The following is a 20,415-nucleotide window of genomic DNA, read 5'->3' on the forward strand; positions in this document are numbered from 1 at the left end:
ATTTAGCCTTTCACCGCGCCGGCAGCGATGCCGCGCACAAAAAGTTTGCCAGAGGCAAAGTAGATCACGAGGGGGACAAGTCCGGTCAACAAGGTCGCAGCCATATTGACGTTGTATTCTTTGACCCCTTGAACAGAATTGACGATGTTGTTCAGTTGAACCGTCATTGGGTAGGTTTGCGGCTTTGCATAAATGACACCGAACAGGAAATCGTTCCAGATTCCAGTCACTTGCAAGATGATCGCTACGACAAAGATCGGCAAAGCCATCGGCAACATGACCCGGAAATAGATCCCCCAAAACCCAGCCCCATCCACACGAGCAGCTTTAAACAATTCGTCTGGAACAGAGGTAAAGTAGTTGCGAAACAGCAAGGTCAAGATCGGCATACCAAAGATGGTGTGCACAATCACAAGCCCACTGAGACTGCCCATCAACCGCACGTCGACACCGGGGATAAGGGACAGGGCCTGACCGCTTTCTCGGAGCAGAATAACAATCGGATAGATCATCACCTGATATGGAATAAAAGCGCCAAAAATCAAGATGGTAAAGAACACTTCTGATCCTTTAAATTTCCAATTTGCCAGCGCGTAACCATTTACAGAAGCAACCGCGATCGAGATGACAACAGACGGAATCAAAATCGCGATAGAATTCCAAAACCCCCGGCTTAGCCCTTCACAATTGATACCAGTGCAGGCTTCGGACCATGCTTTGACCCACGGTTCAAATGTAACCTCAACCGGTGGTGAAAAAATGTTGCCCATTCGGATTTCGGGCATGCCTTTCAGCGACGTTACGACCATCACATATAGCGGTAGCAAATAGTAGATCGATACGATGAACAACGTGCTGTAAATCATTATGTTCGTTGAGGAAAACCGCCGCTTTGGTTTTGCGCCACGCGGGCCCGCCTCAAACTTTGTGGATGTATTAGTCACGTTTGCGACCTCCGAATTCGAGATAAGCCCAAGGGATCAAAACAACCAAAACAGAGACCAGCATCATTGTGGATGCCGCGAAGCCCTGCCCCAGATTTTGGGATTGGAACATTTTTTCGATCACATATTTTGCCGGAACTTCTGACGCAATTCCCGGCCCACCAGAGGTCTGCGCAACGACCAAATCGTAGACTTTGATGATGCCAGCTGCGATCAACACGAGTGCGGTGACAAAAACCGGGCGCATCATTGGAATAACGATGAAAATGTAGGTCTTCCACGTTGGAATACCCTCGACGCGGCTGGCCTTCCAAATGTCTTCGTCAATGCCGCGCAATCCAGCCAGCAGCACAATCATGATGAACCCAGAACCTTGCCAAATTCCGGCGATCAAAATACCAAAAATGACGATTTTTGCATTGTTGAGCGGATCAAACGCAAAGCTTTCCCAGCCCATGCCTTGAACAACGCTTTGGATGCCAAAATCCGGGTTCAAAATCCACTGCCAAGCCAGCCCAGTCACAATAAAGCTGAGCGCAAATGGGTAAAGGAAGATAGAACGAAACACGGCTTCGCCCCGGATTTTTTGATCAAGCAACGCAGCCAAAGTAAAGCCAATCACGAGGCTGAGGATCAAGGAACACAGACCATAGATCGCGAGATTTTCAATAGAAACCAACCACCTACGTGTGCTCCAAAGACGCTCATATTGATCCAAACCGATCCATTTATCAGGCGCGGGCAGCAACCGCGACTTGGTAAACGAATGGTAAATCGTCCAAAGCGTACAGCCAACAAACACCACCAATGCGGTAAATACCATTGGGATCGATGCGATCTTGGCTGATTTGTTTCTGAATAATTGGGTGGGTCGTTTGGCTGGCGATTTGTGCCCAGCCCGCCCCTTTTGTGCCAATGCCATCGCGCATTGCCCCTTTGCTTTTGCGTCCTTTGACCGGACGTCTTGAAAGGAGACGGGTCCGCGCGAAACGGACCCGCCAAGCTGATTTAGTCAGCTTCGGAAATGATTTCTGCGTACCGCGCCTGAGCGTCAGCAGCGGAATACTCCGGGTCATTCCAGAATTCGACCATCAGATCCTGAATTTGCCCCTGCGTGTCAGGTGTCAAAGTCTGATCACCTTCTGGCAGTACGTTGCCAGCCGCCAAGATTTCAAGACCTTTTTGCATGCAGTCATTTGCCGCGGTCATGTCGATGTCTCCGCGCACTGGCAGTGACCCTTTGGCCAAGTTGAACGCAACCTGGACCTCTGGTGAAATCAGCAACGACGCCAGTTCTTTTTGAGCGGCAGTGATCGCGGGATCATCATTCACAGGGAAATAGAACGCATCCCCACCGGTTGAAATGATCTCGTTCACGCCCAAACCTGGCAAACATGTGTAATCTTCGCCAGCAACCTGACCAGCGAGCTGGAATTCACCTTGTGCCCAGTCGCCCATGATTTGCGCGCCCGCTTGGCCCGTAATCACGAGGTTTGTGGCTTGGTTCCAATCCTGAACGTTGGACTCAGCCGCAAAGGAACGGGCATTTGCTGCAGCTTCGAAAACAGCCGCATATTCAGGGCCAGCGGCCACATCAGCGTTTTTGTCAATTGTCACAGCGGACCAAGCATCAATCCCGGCGATCGCGATGCTCATCACACTGAATGCGCCCGCGCTCTGCCAAGGCTGCTGCCCCATGGCCAATGGAATTTTGTCTGCGGCTTCCAATGCAGGTGCAGCAGCAACAAATTCGTCCCAATTTGCAGGAACATCAACACCCGCATCCGCAAAGGCCTGATGGCTCAGCCAAATCCACTGCCAAGAATGAATGTTCACAGGCACACAATAAACTTTGCCATCAACGGTACAGCTGTCGAGCAACGCAACGGGCGTTACGATATCGCGCCATCCTTCGGCTTCAGCAACATCACTCAGGTCAAGCATCAGGCCGGCTTCGATCAGCTCTTCGGCTTGGCGACCGTGGTTCAACTGCGTGGCGCCCATTGGATCACCGCCCAAAATACGGCTGATGATGATCGGACGCGCAGTACCACCGGACCCGGCAATGGCCCCATCGACCCAATCGTGATCTGTGTTTTCATTAAACGCTTTTGCAAATTCAGAAACGGCGGCAGCTTCGCCTCCGGACGTCCACCAATGGGTTACTTCCAGTTCTACGCCATCAGCAGCTACCTGAGACGCCGCCACAAGAGCCGTTGCGGCCAACATTTTTGTTGTAAGTTTCACGATCCAACCTCCCTGTCTAAATCGTTACAGTTGAGCCTATAACGATTTAGTTTGCGTAAACAAGATTTTTTTGCGATCTTAATTAAACAATTTTCACGGGCGCGGCGCCTTGTCTATTGGCGAAACCGCCCCATATCTTTAAGAGGCCCCATGGCCCAACCATATGAATCAAAGAAAAAACCGACGCTCAAAACCATTTCGAGCCTAACCGGGTTGGCCGTGCCGACGGTTTCACGCGCATTGAATGATGCCCCCGATATTGGCAAGGAAACCAAAAAACGGGTACGGGAAGTTGCGCGCGAAATCGGTTACGTACCGAATCGGGCCGGGGTTCGGTTGCGTACTGGACGAACAAATGTGATCGCTTTGGTGATGTCGACCGAATATGACATCATGAACCACACATCGAGTTTGATCACCTCTATCTCGGGTGGGTTGCGCGGCACCAATTTCCATTTGAATGTCACGCCCTATTTTCCTGTCGATGACCCGATGGCGCCTGTGCGGTATGTGGTTGAAACCGGATCTGCGGATGCGATCATTCTAAACCAAACCAAACCCGACGATCCCAGAATTCGGTATTTGTTGGAACGTGGGTTTCCGTTTGCGACCCATGGTCGGACCAACCTGGCAGATAAACACCCCTATTTTGACTTTGATAACCGCATCTTTGGCGCCAAAGCCGTTGATATGTTGGCGGATCGTGGTCGAAAGAACCTGTTGTTCATCACAGCGCCTTTTTCACAGTTTTACGGTCGTGAAATGATCGAAGGCAGTCAGGAGATGGCAAAGGAATTAGGTGTAAACCTTTGTATTCCCGAACATATCACATCCGACAATACCAGCGCAGAGATCAAAGAGTTTGTGGCTCAAAAAGTGGCCCAACATCCAGAAATTGACGGCATTATCACCGCATCGACCAATTCATGTATGGCATCTGTCGCCGGTATGGAGACGCAAAATCGATTTGTGGGACCGGATATGGATATCTGCGCCAAAGAGGCAATCCCGTTCTTAACACTGTTTCGCGAAGGGATTTTGGCGTTTCAGGAAAATGTACATATGGCGGGCGATTTTTTGGCAAAGGCCGCTGTGCAAGCCATCCGTGACCCTGAAAAAGCACCATTGCAACAAATTGAAACGCCCGAATTTCCGGACATTTAATATATATTACAATTCGTTACGCAGCAAAGTTAACCCAACGCATACCCTGCGCCACGCACGGTTCGTAACGGATCGCTACCGCCATTCTGCGTTAAAACTTTGCGCAAACGGCCGATATGAACGTCAACGGTGCGCGTATCGACGTAAATATCTCGCCCCCAAACCCGGTCCAATAGCTGTTCCCGGCTCCAGACGCGGCCAGGTTTTTCCATAAAAGTGGACAGCAATCTGAATTCGGTCGGTCCCAATTTTAGGGAATGTTTATCGCGCTTTACCCGATGTGTTTCACTGTCCAAAATGATGTCTTCATAGGTCAGAACCTGACCAACCGTTGACGGACGCACCCGGCGCAATTGCGTGCGCACACGGGCCATCAATTCTGACACCGAATATGGCTTGACCACATAGTCATCCGCACCAGTTTCAAGCCCGCGCACTTTGTCGACCTCTTCGGATCGGGCGGACAGCATGATGATCGGAACATCACGCATTTCGGGGCGGGTTTTCAGCTGGCGGCAAACCTCGATCCCAGACACATTTGGCAACATCCAATCCAACACAATCACATCCGGCTTTTCCTCTTCGACCAGCAACAGGGCTTGTTCCCCGTCTTCGGCCTTTGAGGTACGAAACCCTTCTGCTTCTAGGTTATAAGATAGAACTTCACGTTGAGCGATTTCATCTTCTACAATTAAAACATGAGGTTGCGTGGCGGTGTTCATGGGACTTACCTTTGAATTTACTATTCGTCAGATGATAAAAATGCGGTGCTGTTGGCCTTTGGTCTGGGTTCTTCTGGCATGGTTCCTGTGACCAGATAGATCACTTGTTCGGCCATGTTGGTGACCAGATCGCCCATCCGTTCGACGTTCTTGGCGATAAAGTGCAGGTGCATACAGGCCGTAATGTTGCGCGGATCTTCCATCATAAAGGTGAGGAATTCACGAAACAGCGCATTATACATCTGATCCACATCGTGATCGCGTTCGATCACCGCTTGGGCCAATGCAGCGTCGCGTTGAACATAGGAATCCAACGTGTCTTTCAACATTCCCTGCACTTCGCGGGCCATCCGGCGCAAAGCCGCATCCGTATCGGTGATGGGACGTAATTCCACAAGGATTTCAGTACGTTTCGCCATGTTCTTGGCGTAATCACCGATCCGTTCCAAACTGGCTGAAATGCGCAGAACCGTTAGGACCACGCGCAAATCCTGCGAAACAGGCGCGCGCAATGCAATCGTGCGCGCCGCTTCTTCGTTGATCCGTTCCTCAAGTTCATCGACGGCGCGATCACCGATCTTAACCTGTTCGGCCAGTTCAACGTCGCGCGTAACCAATGATTTGGCACCGTCTAGAATGGCCGCTTCAACCAAACCACCCATTTTCATCACCAGCGCCTGAATGGCCTCTAGGTCACGGTCATAGGCGGACGCAATATGTTGTTCACTCATGGTCATGTCCTTTGTTAGCCGATCCGGCCGGAAATATAGCTTTCGGTACGGGGATCTACTGGGTTGGTGAAAATTTTGCCGGTTTCACCAAATTCAACCAAATTCCCCAAATGGAAAAACGCGGTTTTCTGTGATACACGTGCGGCTTGCTGCATCGAATGTGTCACGATCACAACCGAATAGCTTTCGCGCAATTCGTCAATCAATTCCTCAACTTGCGCAGTCGCGATTGGGTCAAGAGCCGAGCATGGTTCGTCCATCAACAACACTTCTGGTTCGGTGGCGACGGCGCGCGCGATACACAGACGTTGCTGTTGGCCACCCGACAGGCCGGTTCCCGGCGCATGAAGCCGATCTTTGACTTCGTTCCAGATCGCGCCGCGGCGCAGCGATTTTTCGACGATCACGTCCAGATCAGCCTTGGATTTGGCCAGTCCGTGAATGCGCGGTCCATAGGCGATGTTGTCGTAGATGGATTTTGGGAATGGGTTTGGCTTTTGAAACACCATACCAACCTTGGCACGCAATTGCACCGGGTCCACCCGTTTGTCATAGATGTCTTCGCCATCCAGCAGAATTTCACCAGTCACACGACACACATCAATGGTGTCGTTCATCCGGTTCAAACAGCGCAGAAATGTGGATTTCCCACAGCCTGACGGGCCGATGAACGCAGTGACGGTGTTGGATTCGATCCGCACATCCACGTCTTTGATGGCGTGGTTTTCGCCATAATAGACCTGCACCTTGTTGGCAGAAATCTTGATATCTTTCATGTCAGCGGCTCTTTCAATGAGTCTCATATCGTTCATAACGGGTGCCCCTACCAGCGACGTTCAAAGCGGCGGCGCAGGATGATGGCGATGATGTTCATCGTCATCAGGAACAGGAGCAATATAATGATCCCACCCCATGCGCGTTCATAATAAGCCGGATCTGCACGTTTCGCCCATTCATAAATCTGGGCCGGCATGGCCGAGTTTGGATCAAGGAAACCTGACGCAAGTCCATCGGGGGCGTTTGAGGCGATAAACCCAACCATCCCAATCAAAAGCAACGGTGCGGTTTCCCCCAAAGCCTGGGCCAATCCGATGATGGTTCCAGTCAGGATGCCGGGCATGGCCAGCGGCAGAACATGGTGGAAAACCGCCTGCATTTTGGACGCTCCTACCCCCAATGCAGCATCCCGGATGCTGGGTGGCACTGCCTTTAGTGAGGCGCGCGTCGAAATGATGATCGTCGGCAATGTCATCAAGGTCAGGACCAAGCCACCCACCAAGGGGGCAGATTGCGGCAGATGTGCAAACTGGATGAACACAGCAAGGCCCAGAATACCAAAGACAATCGACGGCACAGCGGCGAGGTTCGAAATGTTCACCTCAATGAAATCGGTCCAGACATTTTGCGGTGCGAACTCTTCTAGGTAGATAGATGCAGCAACCCCAATGGGCAGAGCCAGCGCCAGCACCACAAACATCATGAACAGCGATCCGATCATCGACACGCCGATCCCGGCCTGCTCTGGGCGGCTTTCTGAGGCGTCCGCCCCAAAAATAAAGGCCCAGTTAAATGTTTTGGCCACCACACCGCTATCCAGCAATGCATCCACAATATCAAGATGTTGCGGGCTGAGGTTGTTATCACGTGCCAGGCTTTCGCGGCTGACGCGTCCCTTTAGGTACCCATCCACACGGGATGATGCGAGGAACGAAAATGTGACGGTTTCGCCAATCCGATCCGGGTTTGCCAACACAAATTCACGGATCTGGCCCCCGACAGAGGATGACATCATTTTGCGCAGCTCTTTGCCGCTGGTGATGTCGGTTTCCACGCCACTGTCCGCGATGGCCGCGATCAGCACATCCTCAATCATGGCGTTGTATTTGGACGTTTTCACAATCGACGCTTCGGCCGCGTCAATGCGGTCCTGATCCAAAGTGATGTCCAGTTTCACAAAGGTTTGCGTAAACGCGCCGGTGCCGTTGCTGATAATCGTTGTCAGCAGAACAACCAAAAACAACAGACCCACAGCGATGGCGGTTAAGCCATAAGCTTTGAACCGGGTTTCGGCGGCGTTGCGTTTCTTTGTCCGCGCATCCACCGTCAAAAGAGACGATTTGGGGGCCGCGGCCGGGGCGCCATTTGGCATATCTACAGAATTGTCGGTCATTCGTACTGTTCCCGATATTTGCGCACGACATACAGCGCGACAATGTTCAGCGCCAAGGTGATGACAAACAACGTCATCCCCAGCGCAAAGGCGACAAGAGCTTCTGGTGAGGCGAAATCGCTATCACCGGTCAATTGGCTAACCACTTTGGCGGTGACGGTGGTCATGGCTTCGAAAGGGTTCATCGACAACCGGGCGGCGGCCCCTGCCCCCAACACCACAATCATGGTTTCACCAATCGCCCGCGACGCGGCCAGCAAAATGGCGCCAACAATGCCCGGCAATGCGGCGGGAATGACGACTTGGCGTACGGTTTCTGATTTTGTCGCGCCCAGCCCCAACGATCCGTCCCGCATGGATTGGGGCACAGCGTTGATGATGTCATCAGACAGCGACGACACAAACGGGATCAACATGATGCCCATGACCAAGCCAGCAGTCATCACAGCGGTGCCGCCCTTCATCCAGGACACGCCAAACGTCCCGCCATCCCCGAACAAGGTCACCAACATTGGGCCAACCGTTAACAGGGCAAACAGACCATATACGATGGTGGGGATACCGGCCAAAACTTCGAGCAACGGTTTGGCAAAGGATCTCAGCCTTGGGCTGGCATATTCGGATAGGTAAATCGCGGCAAACAGCCCGATTGGCACCGCAACCAACAGCGCAATTACAGAGATGTAGAACGTCCCCCACAGCAGCGGCAAAATCCCAAGTGACGATCCCCCCCCAAATGATGGCGACCAGATCGTGCCCCAGAAAAAGTCAGCAGCAGGATAAAGCTTAAAGAATTCGAGCGTGTTGAAAATCAGAGATAAAACAATGCCTAACGTCGACAGGATGGCAATGGACGCCGCGCCGATCAACAGCGATTTAACGCCCTGTTCAACAACGTTGCGGGCGCGAAACCCTTTGTTGGTGCGCATCCATGCATAGACGGTGCCCAATAAGGACAAGGCAATGATCACAATGGATTTAAGCAAGTTGGCGGTTTTGGAACTTGCGCGATATTCTTGGGCTGCAACCAAGGTTTCGCCGGTTACATCCGACCCCAACGCCACCCCAATTTCACCCAGCAACCCACGCACATCCAGCGCGGTTTCATCGACGCTCGATGAGGCGGCCGGGTCCAAAACATCAAGCGACACAGCCAGGTCCAGCCCATCTGCGATCCGACGCACATCTGACATCGCCAAGCTGAGCGATCCTTTGTCTTGGATCATTTCAGCGCTGATAGACCCCGACACTTTGGCGTTGATTACCAAAGGTTGCGCAATCAACCAGACCAGCAAAACGCCAACCGCTGGGACCAACCCAGCCAAAGCGACGTAGAAACCATAATAGGACGGCAATGAATGCAGATTGCGTATGTTGCCCTCAGCAGAGGCCATCGCACGGGCGCGCCCAATCACAAAGCCAATAACGGCGATTGCGAGCACAATCAAAAGGATCCAGGCAACGGGCATAGCAGCTCCACTCGCATCTAGGTTTCAGAGAAAATCAAACCACTTAATCCCCAAAGGGCAAAAATAAGGAGCGCCAAACAAGGGCGCCCCTCGATCTTAGGGTTCGCTCTTAGCGTGCGAACAGTTTTTCTTCGTCGATCATGGACTGTGTCGCTGCCAGTTCTGGATCAGCAACCAGACCATATTCAGCCAACGGACCTTCTGAACCGGCGATTTCGTCAGCCATAAAGAACTGAGCGTATTCTTTCAGGCCAGGGATCACACCGATATGAGCGGCTTTGATGTAGAAATACAAAGGACGCGATACAGGGTACTCACCGGTTGAAATGCTTTCGGTGGATGGCACAACACCAGACATTGTCGCAACTTTCAGCGCATCTGTGTTGTTTTCGTAAAATGCCAGACCAAAGACACCGATGCCGTTTGCGTTTGAGTCAACGCGCGCCAGTGTTTCTGTGTAGTCACCGTCGATGTCAACCGAGGAACCATCGGTGCGAACAGACATACATGCGGCTTCTGCTGCATCTTCGTCGCCACCGTTGATTTCCATGATCGCATCAAATGCGCCGGTGTCTTCGCAGCCCTGCAGCAGCACTTTTTCTTCGAAAACTTCACGTGTGCCGTGCTTGGTGCCTGGGATAAAGGCCAGAATGTCTTCGGCTGGCAGGTCGGCGTTTACATCCGCCCACTGCGCGTTTGCGTTTGCAACCATTGCGCCGTCAACAGGCAGCTCAGCGGCCAGCGCTGAATAGATGTCAGATGGCTCAAATGCGTTATAAGCAGGGCCGTTCAGTTGCGAAGCAAAAACGATCCCATCATAGCCAATGCGTACTTCGATGATGTCAGTGACGCCGTTTTCAGCACATGCAACGATTTCTTTGTCTTTGATTGCGCGGGATGCGTTTGCAACGTCGATTGTGTTTTCACCAACACCTTCGCAGAAACGCGCCAAACCAGCAGAAGATCCGCCAGATTCAACAACGGGTGTAGGGAAATCAGTGTTTTCACCGAATGCTTCTGCAACGATGGATGCATAAGGCAGAACAGTCGAAGAACCGGCAACTTGAACGTTGTCACGTGCAGCAGCGGCGGTGGCAGTTACGGCAGCAATCGCCAGAGTGGAAACAGACAGTTTCGCAAAGGACATGGAGTAGCTCCTGAATTTATCATAACGGACCGGACAATTCGTTAACACCCGATCTCTGCCGGGGTGACTAAGCCCCGCTCAAAACGCTTTTGTGACAGCAATGTAAAAGTAATGTGACACGGGCCAATTCCTTTCTACAAAGTTAAGAAAAAGACGAAAAAGTCCGAATTTTTGTGTCTTTCCTTAAGCGCACCTAGCTAAGAGGCAATACCACCGTGAAACACGTGCCCTCACCCAACACAGATTCGATTCTCAATCGGCCGCGATGTCGGCTTACGATATGTTTTACGATCGCCAGTCCCAGCCCAGTACCGCCGACCTCTCGGGATCTGTGATCATCGATTCGATAAAACCGCTCGGTGAGTCGGGCAATTTGATGGGGCATGATGCCCTCCCCAAAGTCGCGCACAGAAATCCGCACACCTTCGGTTCTAAGCGCAGGCTCGGGCTGAGGGCCGGACAATCGCACCTGCACTTTGCCACCCGATGCCCCATACTTGATCGCATTCTCGATCAGATTGGTCATCACCTGCCGCAATTGTTCGTCCTGCCCGCGAATTTCGATGTCTTCGACGGGCGTTTGCACATCCAGTGTCAGGTCAGATTTCTGGGCCAAGGGGGTCAATAGATCGCCGACGCTTTGAATCAAGCCAGCAATCTCGACATTATCCATCGGCCGCACACGCTCTTCTTCTTCGACTTTGCTGAGCGATAGCAGATCATCCACCAGCCGGGCCATGCGCCCCGCTTCGTTTTCCATAATGCCCAAAAACCGATCCCGCGCCTGCTCATCATCACGTGCCGGGCCTTTGAGCGTCTCAATGAATCCAACCAAAGCCGTTAAAGGTGTGCGCAGCTCGTGGCTGACATTGGCGACAAAATCGCGACGCATTTGCCCGGCTTCTTCGACGGCTGTGACGTCCTCAAAACTCAGAATTGCGCCTCTTTGTTTATCTAAGACCACTGACGCGACGCTGACTTGCCATGTGGTGTCACGGCCACTTTCATGCCCCAGATAGCGACACCGCTGGGTTTCGCGAGTTTTAAAACAGGCCTCAACCGCATCCAAAACCCCTGGTTGGCGCAGGCCAGTAATATAGTGTCGGCCCAACCCATCTTGTGCAAGCAGTTGACGTGCCTCACAATTTTTGGCTTTTATCTTTTCATCGCCTCCGATCACAACCACCGGAAAAGGAAGCCCATCGACGAAGGACTGCATTTCGTTAACGTTCATTTGGCTCTTTCTGGGTTCAAGAATCCGCGTTGGCGCAACAATCTTTCAGAACAACATTGTTTACCACCCGCTTCTCCTTATAATTGCGTCTGTGGGAACGGCGCTCGCGCAGAAGTATTCGACGTGCAACCGTATTTCTCGATATTTTAAAGAGGGACACCACCTTGGAAGTCAAGTTAACCCGCATTGGTTCACATCAACCAACGATGCTTGTCGTTGGGAATCTGAGCTCTTGGCGGCGCAACGGACGGGTTTTACCCGAATTAGACGGCTTTCATTTCACTGGTTTCAACGATCTCGGCGAATCCCTGCTTAAAGATGTGCAGCCTGATGTGATCATTTCTGCCTTGATGGGCGAAGATTTTGACGCAATTGAACTGGCCATTGCATTGTCTCAGCTCGGCTTTTCTGGACGCTATCGGGCATTGGTTCGCAACCTGCCAAATCCACGTGTCGTCAAACGTGAGGTGCGAAATGCAGCGCCCGATATTGATTTTGACATCTTGGAATTGGACACGGTTTTTTAGAACCGCGCCTCATCAATCACTTTAATATTGCGCTGTAATGCGTTGATTGCACTTGCCAATTCCCGTGCAACCAATCCAGTTTCTTCGACACCGACCGACACCCGGAAAAAGCCTTCGCTAATGCCCAATGCCATCCGTGCCTCTGCCGTTAACCCGCGATGCGAGGAACTGGCCGGGTGTGACAGGGTTGTTGCCACATCCCCCAGAGTTGGCGCAAATGGGATTTGTGGCACCGCGCGGGTCAGGGCGTTGGCGGCCGCACGCCCCCCTTTCAGCTCAAAGCTAACCATGTTGCCGCCACGCCCGCCCAGCAATGCAATGGCCCGATTGTGATCCGGGTGATCCGTCCGCGTTGGGTACAAAACCCGCGATACATTTTCACATTTTGACAGGCTTTCGGCCAAGTCCGCGGCATTTGCCTCCGCTTTGTCCAACCGCAGATCAAAGCTTTGCAAACCACGTTCGGCCAACCAACAATCAAACGGGCTGGGCGTAAAACCCCATGTTACATTCGCAGCGCGGATCGCGTCGTTTAGGGTCGGATCTTTGGCGGCAACATATCCCAAAGTCGCGTCCGAATGCCCGGCCAACAATTTGGTCACGGAATGAATGACGATATCCGCACCATGATCGAACGGCTGAAACAAACGCGGGGTGGTGAATGTGTTGTCGACGGCCAGCAAAACATCGGTTTCTTTGGCCACAGCCGCAATGCCTGCCATATCCGCCACGCGAATTGTTGGATTTGAGATCACCTCAACTAGAATGAGCTTTGTGTTGGGCTGAATTGCAGCCTTGATCGCAGCAGCATCTGTTGGATCAGCGAGCGAGGTTTCGATGCCCAATCGCGGCAGATCCTGTGTTAATAATCGTAAAGAACGACCATAAAGCTGATCGCCACCGACAACATGATCCCCCGCCTTTAGGCACCCCAGTAACGTCGCCCCAATCGCACCCATCCCCGATCCAAGCACAAACCCGTCTTGCGTACCTTCGAGCATGTCAATTTTTCGCGCCAGAATATCCGCATTTGGGTGCCCTTCGCGTGCATAAGTATAGCCAGAATTCTGATCATATTGCGCATCCAACGCATCAGGATCAGGGGATGCGTAGACCACAGAAGGCTGCAACGGGGTCGCCACAGGACGAGATACCGAACTTGGCCAATCAACGCGACGGATCAGGCTTTTGTCAGTCATTTCAGATACTTTCAGGTTTATTCTGGAATTTTCTTTAGGCCGGATCTGAACCGAAGTGCATTTTGCTGATAATGCAAAGCAGAGGCACGCAGGTTCTGGATTGCGGCCTCATCCAGTGCGCGCACCACTTTGCCCGGCGTGCCCATGACCAAAGATCCATCCGGAATGGTTTTGCCTTCGGTTATCAATGCACCCGCGCCGATCAGGCAGTTTTTACCAATCTTGGCCCCGTTCAAAACCGTCGCGCCCATGCCGATCAGTGAGTTTTCACCGATCACACAGCCATGTAACATCGCCTTGTGCCCGATGGTGCACCCTGCCCCAATCGTTAACGGAAATCCCATATCTGTATGAAGAACAGCATTTTCCTGAATGTTGCTACCGGCGCCAACGCTGATCATTTCATTATCGCCGCGGATCGTCGTTCCGAACCAAATAGACGTGTCAGCTTCTAGTCGCACTTTGCCGATTATGTGACATCCCGGGGCAATCCAGGCTTTGGAATCGATATGCGGCGCGAATCCATCCAGTTCGTAGCAACTCATGACATTTCCTCAAATTCTGCATGTAGATTGCGCACATGTTCCTGCAGGCCGGGCTGTTGTTCGCGGCGCATTCTTTCGGCTTGAATGATGGTTTTCAATTGGGTTTCGGTGTGATCCAAATCGTCATTGATCAACACATAATCGTATGCGCCCCAATGACTTATCTCATCCCAACTTTTCTGCATTCGCTTGGTGATCACGTCTTCGCTGTCTTGGCCACGGCTGATCAACCGGCGGTGCAATTCGTTGATAGACGGGGGCAAAATGAAAATCGACAATGCGTGTTTCCCCAGATCAGAGTTGCGAATTTGCTGTTCACCTTGCCAATCCACGTCAAACAACACGTCACAGCCCTGATCGATTTTGGTTTTGACCGGACCGGCGGGGGATCCATAAAAATTGCCAAAAACATGGGCGTGTTCCAGCATTTGACCTTCTGTAACTTGTTGTTTGAAATCGCTTTCATCCAAAAAATAATATTCGCGACCGTGTTCTTCGCCCGGCCGAGGCGCTCGTGTGGTGGCCGAAATCGAAAAACTAAGCTCTGGGTCCCATTCCATCAAACGACGGGCCAAAGTTGATTTTCCGGCACCTGAAGGTGAAGAAAGGATTACCAAAAGTCCGCGACGTGCCATGATTATTCCACATTCTGGATTTGTTCGCGCATCTGATCGATGCAGGCTTTCAGGTCCAGCCCAATGGCTGTTAACCCTTTTGACTGCGCCTTAGAGCACAGCGTGTTCGCTTCTCGGTTGAATTCCTGTGCCAGAAAATCAAATTTTCGGCCCACAGGTCCGTCTTCGATCAACAACGCCCGCGCGGCCTCTACATGGGTTCGCAACCGGTCAATCTCTTCGGTGACGTCTTGTTTAACAGCAAGCAGAGCCAGTTCCTGAGCAACACGGTCCGGTTCAACATCCGCGATGTCATCCACAACCCGACGCAGCGCGGCGCGCAGATTTTCACGAATCTCGTTTTTGCGAGCCACCACGGCCTCGGCAGCGGCATCTGTCAAACGTTCGATTTCATCAAGTTGACCGGCAATGACATTCTCAAGCGCTGCGCCTTCGGATTCACGCATGGCGACAAACGCATCGATCAATGGTTGAATTTCGCCGTTCAATGCCTTGATAATATTGTCTGACATCGTGTCTGACCGGCCCTGAACGATAACGCCGCGCTGGTTCAAAACATCCGCAGGCGTCGGCTGAGCAAGTGTCACGCCGGTTGTATAGGCGCGGGTTTCAATTTGCACAAAAGCCGCCAAAACGCGGTCCAGTTGATCCTGATCCAACATCAATGCCTGGGCTGACTCGTCTTGGGTCAAACGCAATCCGATTGTCACATTCCCGCGCCCCAATCGCTGGGTTACCGCTTTGCGCAGATCGGCCTCTAGCCCCGTGATTCCGTCGGGCAATCGTATCCGCAGATCCAAACCGCGGGCATTAACACCGCGCATTTCCCAGGCCCAGTTGGCCCCCTCAGCCCCCCCTGTAATGGTAGCAAAAGCTGTCATGGATCGGATCACGGGCGTCTCCTTTTTGAACACTCGTCTAGGGAGTAATGCCAAATTAAATGCGGGGCAAACTGTTTACCCGTTAACCCGTTAACACTTTGGGCAGAGATTTGTTCTAAATGAGACGCTATATTAACCCCATGGTAACGATCTTGGGTCGGTTCGCGACACAGGGTCACAAGTTTAAATCAGCGGGGGCTGAGCAAATGGACAAGACAATGGATACGGCAAAGCCAACCATCAATCGCCCTTTAATGACCGGAAAATCCGGGCCAACATTTCGGGTGCTGGAAAACTACTGGCAGGAATTAAAGGGCGCACGCACGCTGCCATTTCGCAGCGAAGTGAACCCGGCCCGCATCGATGATGCGCTGCCACATGCCTTTATTTTGCAACGCGTTTCGACCTCTATGGGGCGGGTACGAGTGGGTGGTCAGCAATTGAACAACCTGTTGGGCATGGATCCCCGTGGGATGCCACTGACCACGTTTTTTACACCTGCCGGGCGCATGGTGGTCGCAGAATATCTGCGCCGCGTATTTGAAGACCCTGCAATCGTTGAATTGCCGTTGTTTTCACCGCGCACGATGGGGCGTCCTCGGTTGTCGGGGCGGATGATTTTGTTGCCGATGAACGGGTCCGATGGCCAAGTTTCCATGGCGATGGGCGCGATTGTGACCGATGGTTTGACAGGTCGCAGCCCTCGTCGGTTCGAAATTCCCGCCGAAGGGTTCATTCGCTGTGATCACGTCAATGACCTGAAATCGGTATCACCTTTGGCGGAAACACCATCGATGAACGTGATCCATGGCGGACGCAGCCGGTTCCAAGCAAAAGGGCCAAGCGCTGAACGCCCGGCCCTTCGGTTGATCGTGAATAACGGCTAATTAGCCTGCTTTAACCTTGCTAAGTCCGTTCCGACGGGCTTGCAATTCTTCGGCAACGAGGAACGCCAGTTCCAAAGATTGCGACGCGTTCAGACGAGGATCACAGGCTGTGTGATAGCGCGCGGACAGATCTTCGTCCGTTACGGCACGCACGCCACCGGTACATTCTGTCACATCGGCACCGGTCATTTCAAAGTGAACACCACCGGGGATGGACCCTTCGGCCTGATGAACGCCAAAGAATTCGCGCACCTCGCGCAGAACCGAATCAAACGGACGGGTTTTATAGCCCGTGGCCGATTTGATCGTGTTGCCATGCATCGGATCACAGGTCCAAACAACGTTGGCGCCCTCTTCCTGAACGGCTTTGATCAGACGTGGCAGATGTTCACCAACCGACCCTGCCCCAAACCGTGCGATCAAGGTCAAACGCCCGGCTTCGTTTTGCGGGTTCAGTTTGGCCATCAGCGCCTTAAGGTGACCAGAGGTCATGGTTGGCCCACATTTCAGACCGATTGGGTTTTGCACACCTGAACAGAATTCGACATGTGCCCCATCCGGCTGGCGTGTCCGATCGCCAATCCAGATCATATGGCCAGACCCGGCCAACCAATTGCCTGATGTGGAATCCAGACGCGTCAACGCCTCTTCATATTCCAACAGCAACGCTTCGTGGCTGGTGTAGAATTCAACCGATCCCAATTCGTGGTTGGTTTCGGATGTCAGGCCCGCAGCCGTCATGAAATCCAACGCATTGGAAATCTGCAACGCCATATCGCGGTATTTGCCGGCTTCGTCCCCATCCGTGAACCCCAGCGTCCAGGCATGAACGCGGTGAATATCTGCAAATCCACCCGTTGAAAAAGCCCGCAACAGGTTCAGCGTCGCCGCCGCCTGTGTGTAGGCCTGCAACATTTTGCTGGCATCGGGGATACGGGCCGCTTCGGTAAAGTCCAGCTCGTTGATGATGTCGCCGCGGTAGCTGGGCAATTCGGTGCCGTCTTTGACCTCGGTTGGGGCGCTGCGCGGTTTGGCAAACTGGCCCGCCATACGGCCGACTTTGACCACCGGCACTTTGGCGCCATAGGTCAGCACCATCGCCATCTGCAACATCACCTTAAAGGTGTCGCGAATCCCATCCGCTGAAAAATCCTTAAAGCTTTCGGCACAATCGCCGCCTTGCAGCAAAAACGCCTCGCCACGCGAAACAGCGGCAAGGTGATTCTTAAGGCGTCTGGCTTCCCCCGCAAAAACGAGCGGTGGATATGAGGCCAGTTTGCCCTCGACTGCGTTCAGCGCGGACTGGTCCAAATAGTCCGGCATCTGAACCCTGGGTTTTGCACGCCAGTCGGTTTTCTGCCACTCGGTCATCGTTTTTGCTCCGTATTCATAAGTTCGAAAGTTGTGGTTAGCGTTATCAGCGTGCCCTTATAGCGTTCACCCTGCCTCTGGCCAATGGAAAAAGCAGCCGTCGGAATGCGAATGCCCTCTTGCAAGTGACACAAATCGTATTCAAGACTGATGCATTGAACGTTTAATTCGGGAACACAACCACCCATGGCACAAAACCATGAACTCATCAAAAGCACATCCGAGGATACAAAGCCGCGTCGGTATGTATTTGTGTTGTTAAATGAGTTTACGCTTTTGTCATTTGCAGCGGCCATTGATTGCCTGCGTTTGGCAAACCTGATGTCTGGTCAGGATCTTTATCATTGGGAAGTTGTCGGAGAAACCGGTGACGAAGTGTCGTCATCCACGGGTGTTCGATTCAAATTGGATGGTGGTCTGGATGAATTGCGCCGGGATGATGTGATCATTTTGTGTGGGGGGCGCGCGGTTGCTGCGAACACATCACAAAAGATTCTGAATTGGCTGCGGCGGGAATCCCGGAAAGGTGTGGTTGTGGGCGGGCTTTGCACAGCATCTTATACAATGGCCAAAGCCGGGCTGCTGAATGACAAACGTGCAACGATCCACTGGCAAAATCAGGACAGTTTCACAGAAGAATTCCAAGACGTGGAATTGACCAAATCGGTATTTCAGGTCGATGGTAACCGGATGAGCACCGCTGGTGGGACCTCTTCGATTGATCTGTTTTTGCATATTATTGCAGATAATCATGGCGAAGAGCTGGCCAATTCCGTTGCGGACCAACAGATTTATTCGTCAATCCGCACCGATCAGGATACCCAGCGTCTGTCGATCCCAACCCGGATTGGCGTGCGTCACCCCAAACTCAGCCGGGTGATCCAGATCATGGAAACCAACATAGAAGATCCGATCAGCCCGTCCACGCTGGCCAAAGATGTCGATATGTCGACCCGGCAATTGGAACGTTTGTTTCGCCGCTATCTGAACCGGTCCCCAAAACGCTATTACATGGAGCTGCGTTTGCAAAAGGCGCGCAACCTGCTGATGCAGACAGATATGAGCGTCATAAACGTCGCGTTGGCTTGCGGATTTTCATCCCCATCCCACTTTTCTAAATGTTATCGCTCACATTATAACACCACCCCTTACCGCGAACGAGGTGCGCTGGCATCGCGGTTGTCGATCTAAGTGGATTTTCCCTAAAATCGGTCCGATGTGGTTGAAGAACATGGTGTTTTCACTACAAATCCGGTTTTTTCGCGCTTTTCTTTTCAACAAACGCCGCTTAGCATCCTTGGCAGGATGAATATCCAACAGGGAGACAATTCATGAAAAATCTGCTGATGGCCACTGCGGCCTCTGCGCTTGTTGCTGGTGCAGCTTTTGCTGACGGCCATGCCAACGAAATCAAATTGGGCGTTATTCTGGGCTATACTGGCCCCATTGAATCGCTGACACCACATATGGCGGCTGGCGCTGAAATGGCCATGGCCGAAGTCACTGAATCCGGCGCATTGCTAGATGGTGCAACTGTGACGCCTGTGCGCGCTGACTCGACCTGTGTTGATGCAGGTGCGGCGACAGCCGCGGCGGAACGTCTGATCACATCCGACGGCATCAAAGGCCTGATGGGCCCCGATTGTTCCGGTGTGACCGGCGCGGTTCTGGCCAACGTGGCCGTGCCAAACGGTGTTGTGCTGATTTCACCCTCCGCCACATCCCCCGGCCTGTCCGAAGCCGAAGATAACGGCCTGTTTTTCCGCACAGCCCCGTCTGATGCGCGTCAGGGTGTTGTGATGGCTGAAATCCTGATCGAAGAAGGTGTGACAGAGGTTGCTCTGACATATACCAACAACGATTACGGCAAAGGTCTTTCCGACGCGTTCCAAGCCGCATACGAAGCGGCCGGTGGATCCGTCACAATCGTTGCAGCCCACGAAGATGGCAAAGCGGACTATTCCGCAGAAGTGGGTGCCTTGGCGGCTGCGGGCGGCGAACGTCTGGTGGTTGCAGGTTACGTTGACCAAGGCGGCAACGGCATCGTCCGTGCAGCCCTGGATTCCGGCGCATTTGACATGTTCCACTTCCCTGATGGGATGATCGGTGCAAAACTGACCGATGATTTTGGGTCGGACATTGACGGTTCTATGGGTCAGCTGGCTGGCACCGAAAGCGAAGGCGCTAGCGTATTTGTTGATCTGGTTGGCGATGCCTTTGACGTGTCTTCGCCTTATACCGGCGAAAGCTATGACGCGGCTGCGTTGATCATGTTGGCCATGCAGGCCGCTGGCTCTGCGGAACCGGGTGATTACAAGGACCACATCATGGACGTTGCCAACGCGCCGGGCGAAGAAATTCACCCCGGTGAGCTGGCCAAAGCGCTGGAAATCCTCGCTGGTGGTGGGGAAATCAACTATGTGGGCGCCACGGCGGTTGAGTTCCTCGAAGGGGGCGACGCCTCTGGTGGGTTCCGTCAGGTGACGGTTGAGGATGGCGAATTGGCAACGGTTCAATATCGTTGATTTCGGTCCGATAACGT

20 protein-coding genes are annotated in these 20,415 nt (G+C 52.7%); 5 read left to right on the top strand and 15 right to left on the bottom strand.

Features of this window, described 5'->3' with window-relative positions; translation table 11 throughout:
* Nucleotides 1-2: 2 nt before the first annotated feature.
* The 3 genes from AB1F12_RS08865 to AB1F12_RS08875 all read right to left on the bottom strand — a co-directional run bounded on the left by AB1F12_RS08865 (nucleotide 3) and on the right by AB1F12_RS08875 (nucleotide 3,191).
* Entirely contained in the window at nucleotides 3-944 is a 942-nt protein-coding gene (locus tag AB1F12_RS08865) for a carbohydrate ABC transporter permease (RefSeq protein WP_368183567.1), read from the bottom strand.
* The gene (locus tag AB1F12_RS08870) at nucleotides 937-1,866 is read right to left on the bottom strand and encodes a carbohydrate ABC transporter permease (protein ID WP_368183570.1); all 930 of its coding nucleotides are present in this window, start codon (nucleotides 1,864-1,866) and stop codon (nucleotides 937-939) included. Before AB1F12_RS08870 ends, AB1F12_RS08865 begins: the two co-directional genes overlap by 8 nt.
* 86 nt (nucleotides 1,867-1,952) lie before the next feature.
* Entirely contained in the window at nucleotides 1,953-3,191 is a 1,239-nt protein-coding gene (locus tag AB1F12_RS08875) for an ABC transporter substrate-binding protein (protein ID WP_368183572.1), read from the bottom strand.
* Between the two features lie 150 nt (nucleotides 3,192-3,341).
* Between AB1F12_RS08875 and AB1F12_RS08880 the strand changes: the two genes are divergently transcribed.
* The gene (locus AB1F12_RS08880) at nucleotides 3,342-4,355 is read left to right on the top strand and encodes a LacI family transcriptional regulator (protein WP_368183574.1); all 1,014 of its coding nucleotides are present in this window, start codon (nucleotides 3,342-3,344) and stop codon (nucleotides 4,353-4,355) included.
* A 29-nt stretch (nucleotides 4,356-4,384) separates the two neighbouring features.
* Here the strand turns inward: AB1F12_RS08880 and phoB are convergent, their stop codons facing one another.
* The 7 genes from phoB to AB1F12_RS08915 form a co-directional block, all read right to left on the bottom strand.
* Nucleotides 4,385-5,077 (bottom strand): phosphate regulon transcriptional regulator PhoB, encoded by a 693-nt coding sequence (gene phoB / locus AB1F12_RS08885; protein ID WP_368183575.1) that lies wholly within the window; start codon nucleotides 5,075-5,077, stop codon nucleotides 4,385-4,387.
* A gap of 20 nt (nucleotides 5,078-5,097) precedes the next feature.
* Nucleotides 5,098-5,808 (bottom strand): phosphate signaling complex protein PhoU, encoded by a 711-nt coding sequence (gene phoU / locus AB1F12_RS08890; RefSeq protein WP_368183577.1) that lies wholly within the window; start codon nucleotides 5,806-5,808, stop codon nucleotides 5,098-5,100.
* Nucleotides 5,809-5,822: 14 nt separating this feature from the next.
* The gene (pstB, locus tag AB1F12_RS08895) at nucleotides 5,823-6,620 is read right to left on the bottom strand and encodes a phosphate ABC transporter ATP-binding protein PstB (protein WP_368183579.1); all 798 of its coding nucleotides are present in this window, start codon (nucleotides 6,618-6,620) and stop codon (nucleotides 5,823-5,825) included.
* Nucleotides 6,621-6,631: 11 nt separating this feature from the next.
* Nucleotides 6,632-7,978, bottom strand: coding sequence for a phosphate ABC transporter permease PstA (pstA, locus tag AB1F12_RS08900; protein WP_368183580.1), 1,347 nt, complete (start codon nucleotides 7,976-7,978; stop codon nucleotides 6,632-6,634).
* Nucleotides 7,975-9,447, bottom strand: coding sequence for a phosphate ABC transporter permease subunit PstC (gene pstC / locus AB1F12_RS08905; protein WP_368183582.1), 1,473 nt, complete (start codon nucleotides 9,445-9,447; stop codon nucleotides 7,975-7,977). The genes pstA and pstC overlap by 4 nt, the downstream gene beginning before the upstream one ends.
* Before the next feature lie 109 nt (nucleotides 9,448-9,556).
* The gene (locus AB1F12_RS08910; RefSeq protein WP_368183584.1) at nucleotides 9,557-10,594 is read right to left on the bottom strand and encodes a substrate-binding domain-containing protein; all 1,038 of its coding nucleotides are present in this window, start codon (nucleotides 10,592-10,594) and stop codon (nucleotides 9,557-9,559) included.
* A 193-nt stretch (nucleotides 10,595-10,787) separates the two neighbouring features.
* A complete protein-coding gene (locus AB1F12_RS08915) occupies nucleotides 10,788-11,828 on the bottom strand; it encodes a sensor histidine kinase (RefSeq protein WP_368183586.1) in 1,041 nt (346 codons plus the stop codon).
* A gap of 206 nt (nucleotides 11,829-12,034) precedes the next feature.
* On the opposite strand from AB1F12_RS08915, the gene AB1F12_RS08920 reads away from it, so the two are divergent.
* Nucleotides 12,035-12,355, top strand: a complete 321-nt coding sequence (locus tag AB1F12_RS08920; protein WP_368183588.1) for a hypothetical protein — start codon at nucleotides 12,035-12,037, stop codon at nucleotides 12,353-12,355.
* Here the strand turns inward: AB1F12_RS08920 and AB1F12_RS08925 are convergent.
* Genes AB1F12_RS08925 through AB1F12_RS08940 form a run of 4 tightly spaced genes read right to left on the bottom strand, consistent with a single transcriptional unit; the run spans nucleotide 12,352 to nucleotide 15,615 of the window.
* Nucleotides 12,352-13,554, bottom strand: coding sequence for a PLP-dependent aspartate aminotransferase family protein (locus AB1F12_RS08925; RefSeq protein WP_368183589.1), 1,203 nt, complete (start codon nucleotides 13,552-13,554; stop codon nucleotides 12,352-12,354). The genes AB1F12_RS08920 and AB1F12_RS08925 overlap by 4 nt on opposite strands.
* 17 nt (nucleotides 13,555-13,571) lie before the next feature.
* On the bottom strand, nucleotides 13,572-14,099 hold the full coding sequence (locus tag AB1F12_RS08930) for a gamma carbonic anhydrase family protein (RefSeq protein WP_368183591.1): 528 nt from the start codon (nucleotides 14,097-14,099) through the stop codon (nucleotides 13,572-13,574).
* Entirely contained in the window at nucleotides 14,096-14,737 is a 642-nt protein-coding gene (gene gmk, locus AB1F12_RS08935) for a guanylate kinase (RefSeq protein ID WP_368188326.1), read from the bottom strand. Before gmk ends, AB1F12_RS08930 begins: the two co-directional genes overlap by 4 nt.
* On the bottom strand, nucleotides 14,737-15,615 hold the full coding sequence (locus AB1F12_RS08940) for a YicC/YloC family endoribonuclease (protein WP_368183593.1): 879 nt from the start codon (nucleotides 15,613-15,615) through the stop codon (nucleotides 14,737-14,739). Before AB1F12_RS08940 ends, gmk begins: the two co-directional genes overlap by 1 nt.
* A gap of 206 nt (nucleotides 15,616-15,821) precedes the next feature.
* On the opposite strand from AB1F12_RS08940, the gene AB1F12_RS08945 reads away from it, so the two are divergent.
* On the top strand, nucleotides 15,822-16,502 hold the full coding sequence (locus tag AB1F12_RS08945) for a PAS domain-containing protein (protein ID WP_368183594.1): 681 nt from the start codon (nucleotides 15,822-15,824) through the stop codon (nucleotides 16,500-16,502).
* Here the strand turns inward: AB1F12_RS08945 and AB1F12_RS08950 are convergent, their stop codons facing one another.
* Entirely contained in the window at nucleotides 16,503-17,873 is a 1,371-nt protein-coding gene (locus tag AB1F12_RS08950; RefSeq protein ID WP_368183595.1) for a class II 3-deoxy-7-phosphoheptulonate synthase, read from the bottom strand.
* Between the two features lie 186 nt (nucleotides 17,874-18,059).
* Here AB1F12_RS08950 and AB1F12_RS08955 point away from each other — a divergent pair, with 186 nt between their 5' ends.
* Together AB1F12_RS08955 and AB1F12_RS08960 are read left to right on the top strand one after the other, a co-directional pair.
* Nucleotides 18,060-19,064: a GlxA family transcriptional regulator gene (locus tag AB1F12_RS08955; protein ID WP_368183596.1), complete on the top strand. Its 1,005-nt coding sequence runs from the start codon at nucleotides 18,060-18,062 to the stop codon at nucleotides 19,062-19,064.
* 140 nt (nucleotides 19,065-19,204) lie between these two features.
* Nucleotides 19,205-20,398, top strand: a complete 1,194-nt coding sequence (locus AB1F12_RS08960; RefSeq protein WP_368183597.1) for an ABC transporter substrate-binding protein — start codon at nucleotides 19,205-19,207, stop codon at nucleotides 20,396-20,398.
* Nucleotides 20,399-20,415: the final 17 nt, after the last annotated feature.

The sequence above is a fragment of the Aestuariibius sp. HNIBRBA575 genome (genome assembly GCF_040932005.1).
Classification (GTDB): Bacteria; Pseudomonadota; Alphaproteobacteria; order Rhodobacterales; family Rhodobacteraceae; genus CANLNM01.

Coding starts and splice junctions, on each gene's coding strand:
- pstB (WP_368183579.1), bottom strand. CDS start 6,620: ATGAACGATATGAGACTCATTGAAAGAGCCGCTGACATGAAAGATATC.
- AB1F12_RS08870 (WP_368183570.1), bottom strand. CDS start 1,866: ATGGCATTGGCACAAAAGGGGCGGGCTGGGCACAAATCGCCAGCCAAA.
- AB1F12_RS08955 (WP_368183596.1), top strand. CDS start 18,060: ATGGCACAAAACCATGAACTCATCAAAAGCACATCCGAGGATACAAAG.
- AB1F12_RS08940 (WP_368183593.1), bottom strand. CDS start 15,615: ATGACAGCTTTTGCTACCATTACAGGGGGGGCTGAGGGGGCCAACTGG.
- AB1F12_RS08920 (WP_368183588.1), top strand. CDS start 12,035: ATGCTTGTCGTTGGGAATCTGAGCTCTTGGCGGCGCAACGGACGGGTT.
- phoU (WP_368183577.1), bottom strand. CDS start 5,808: ATGAGTGAACAACATATTGCGTCCGCCTATGACCGTGACCTAGAGGCC.
- pstA (WP_368183580.1), bottom strand. CDS start 7,978: ATGACCGACAATTCTGTAGATATGCCAAATGGCGCCCCGGCCGCGGCC.
- pstC (WP_368183582.1), bottom strand. CDS start 9,447: ATGCCCGTTGCCTGGATCCTTTTGATTGTGCTCGCAATCGCCGTTATT.
- AB1F12_RS08930 (WP_368183591.1), bottom strand. CDS start 14,099: ATGAGTTGCTACGAACTGGATGGATTCGCGCCGCATATCGATTCCAAA.
- AB1F12_RS08880 (WP_368183574.1), top strand. CDS start 3,342: ATGGCCCAACCATATGAATCAAAGAAAAAACCGACGCTCAAAACCATT.
- phoB (WP_368183575.1), bottom strand. CDS start 5,077: ATGAACACCGCCACGCAACCTCATGTTTTAATTGTAGAAGATGAAATC.
- AB1F12_RS08910 (WP_368183584.1), bottom strand. CDS start 10,594: ATGTCCTTTGCGAAACTGTCTGTTTCCACTCTGGCGATTGCTGCCGTA.
- AB1F12_RS08945 (WP_368183594.1), top strand. CDS start 15,822: ATGGACAAGACAATGGATACGGCAAAGCCAACCATCAATCGCCCTTTA.
- AB1F12_RS08915 (WP_368183586.1), bottom strand. CDS start 11,828: ATGAACGTTAACGAAATGCAGTCCTTCGTCGATGGGCTTCCTTTTCCG.
- AB1F12_RS08950 (WP_368183595.1), bottom strand. CDS start 17,873: ATGACCGAGTGGCAGAAAACCGACTGGCGTGCAAAACCCAGGGTTCAG.
- AB1F12_RS08925 (WP_368183589.1), bottom strand. CDS start 13,554: ATGACTGACAAAAGCCTGATCCGTCGCGTTGATTGGCCAAGTTCGGTA.
- AB1F12_RS08960 (WP_368183597.1), top strand. CDS start 19,205: ATGAAAAATCTGCTGATGGCCACTGCGGCCTCTGCGCTTGTTGCTGGT.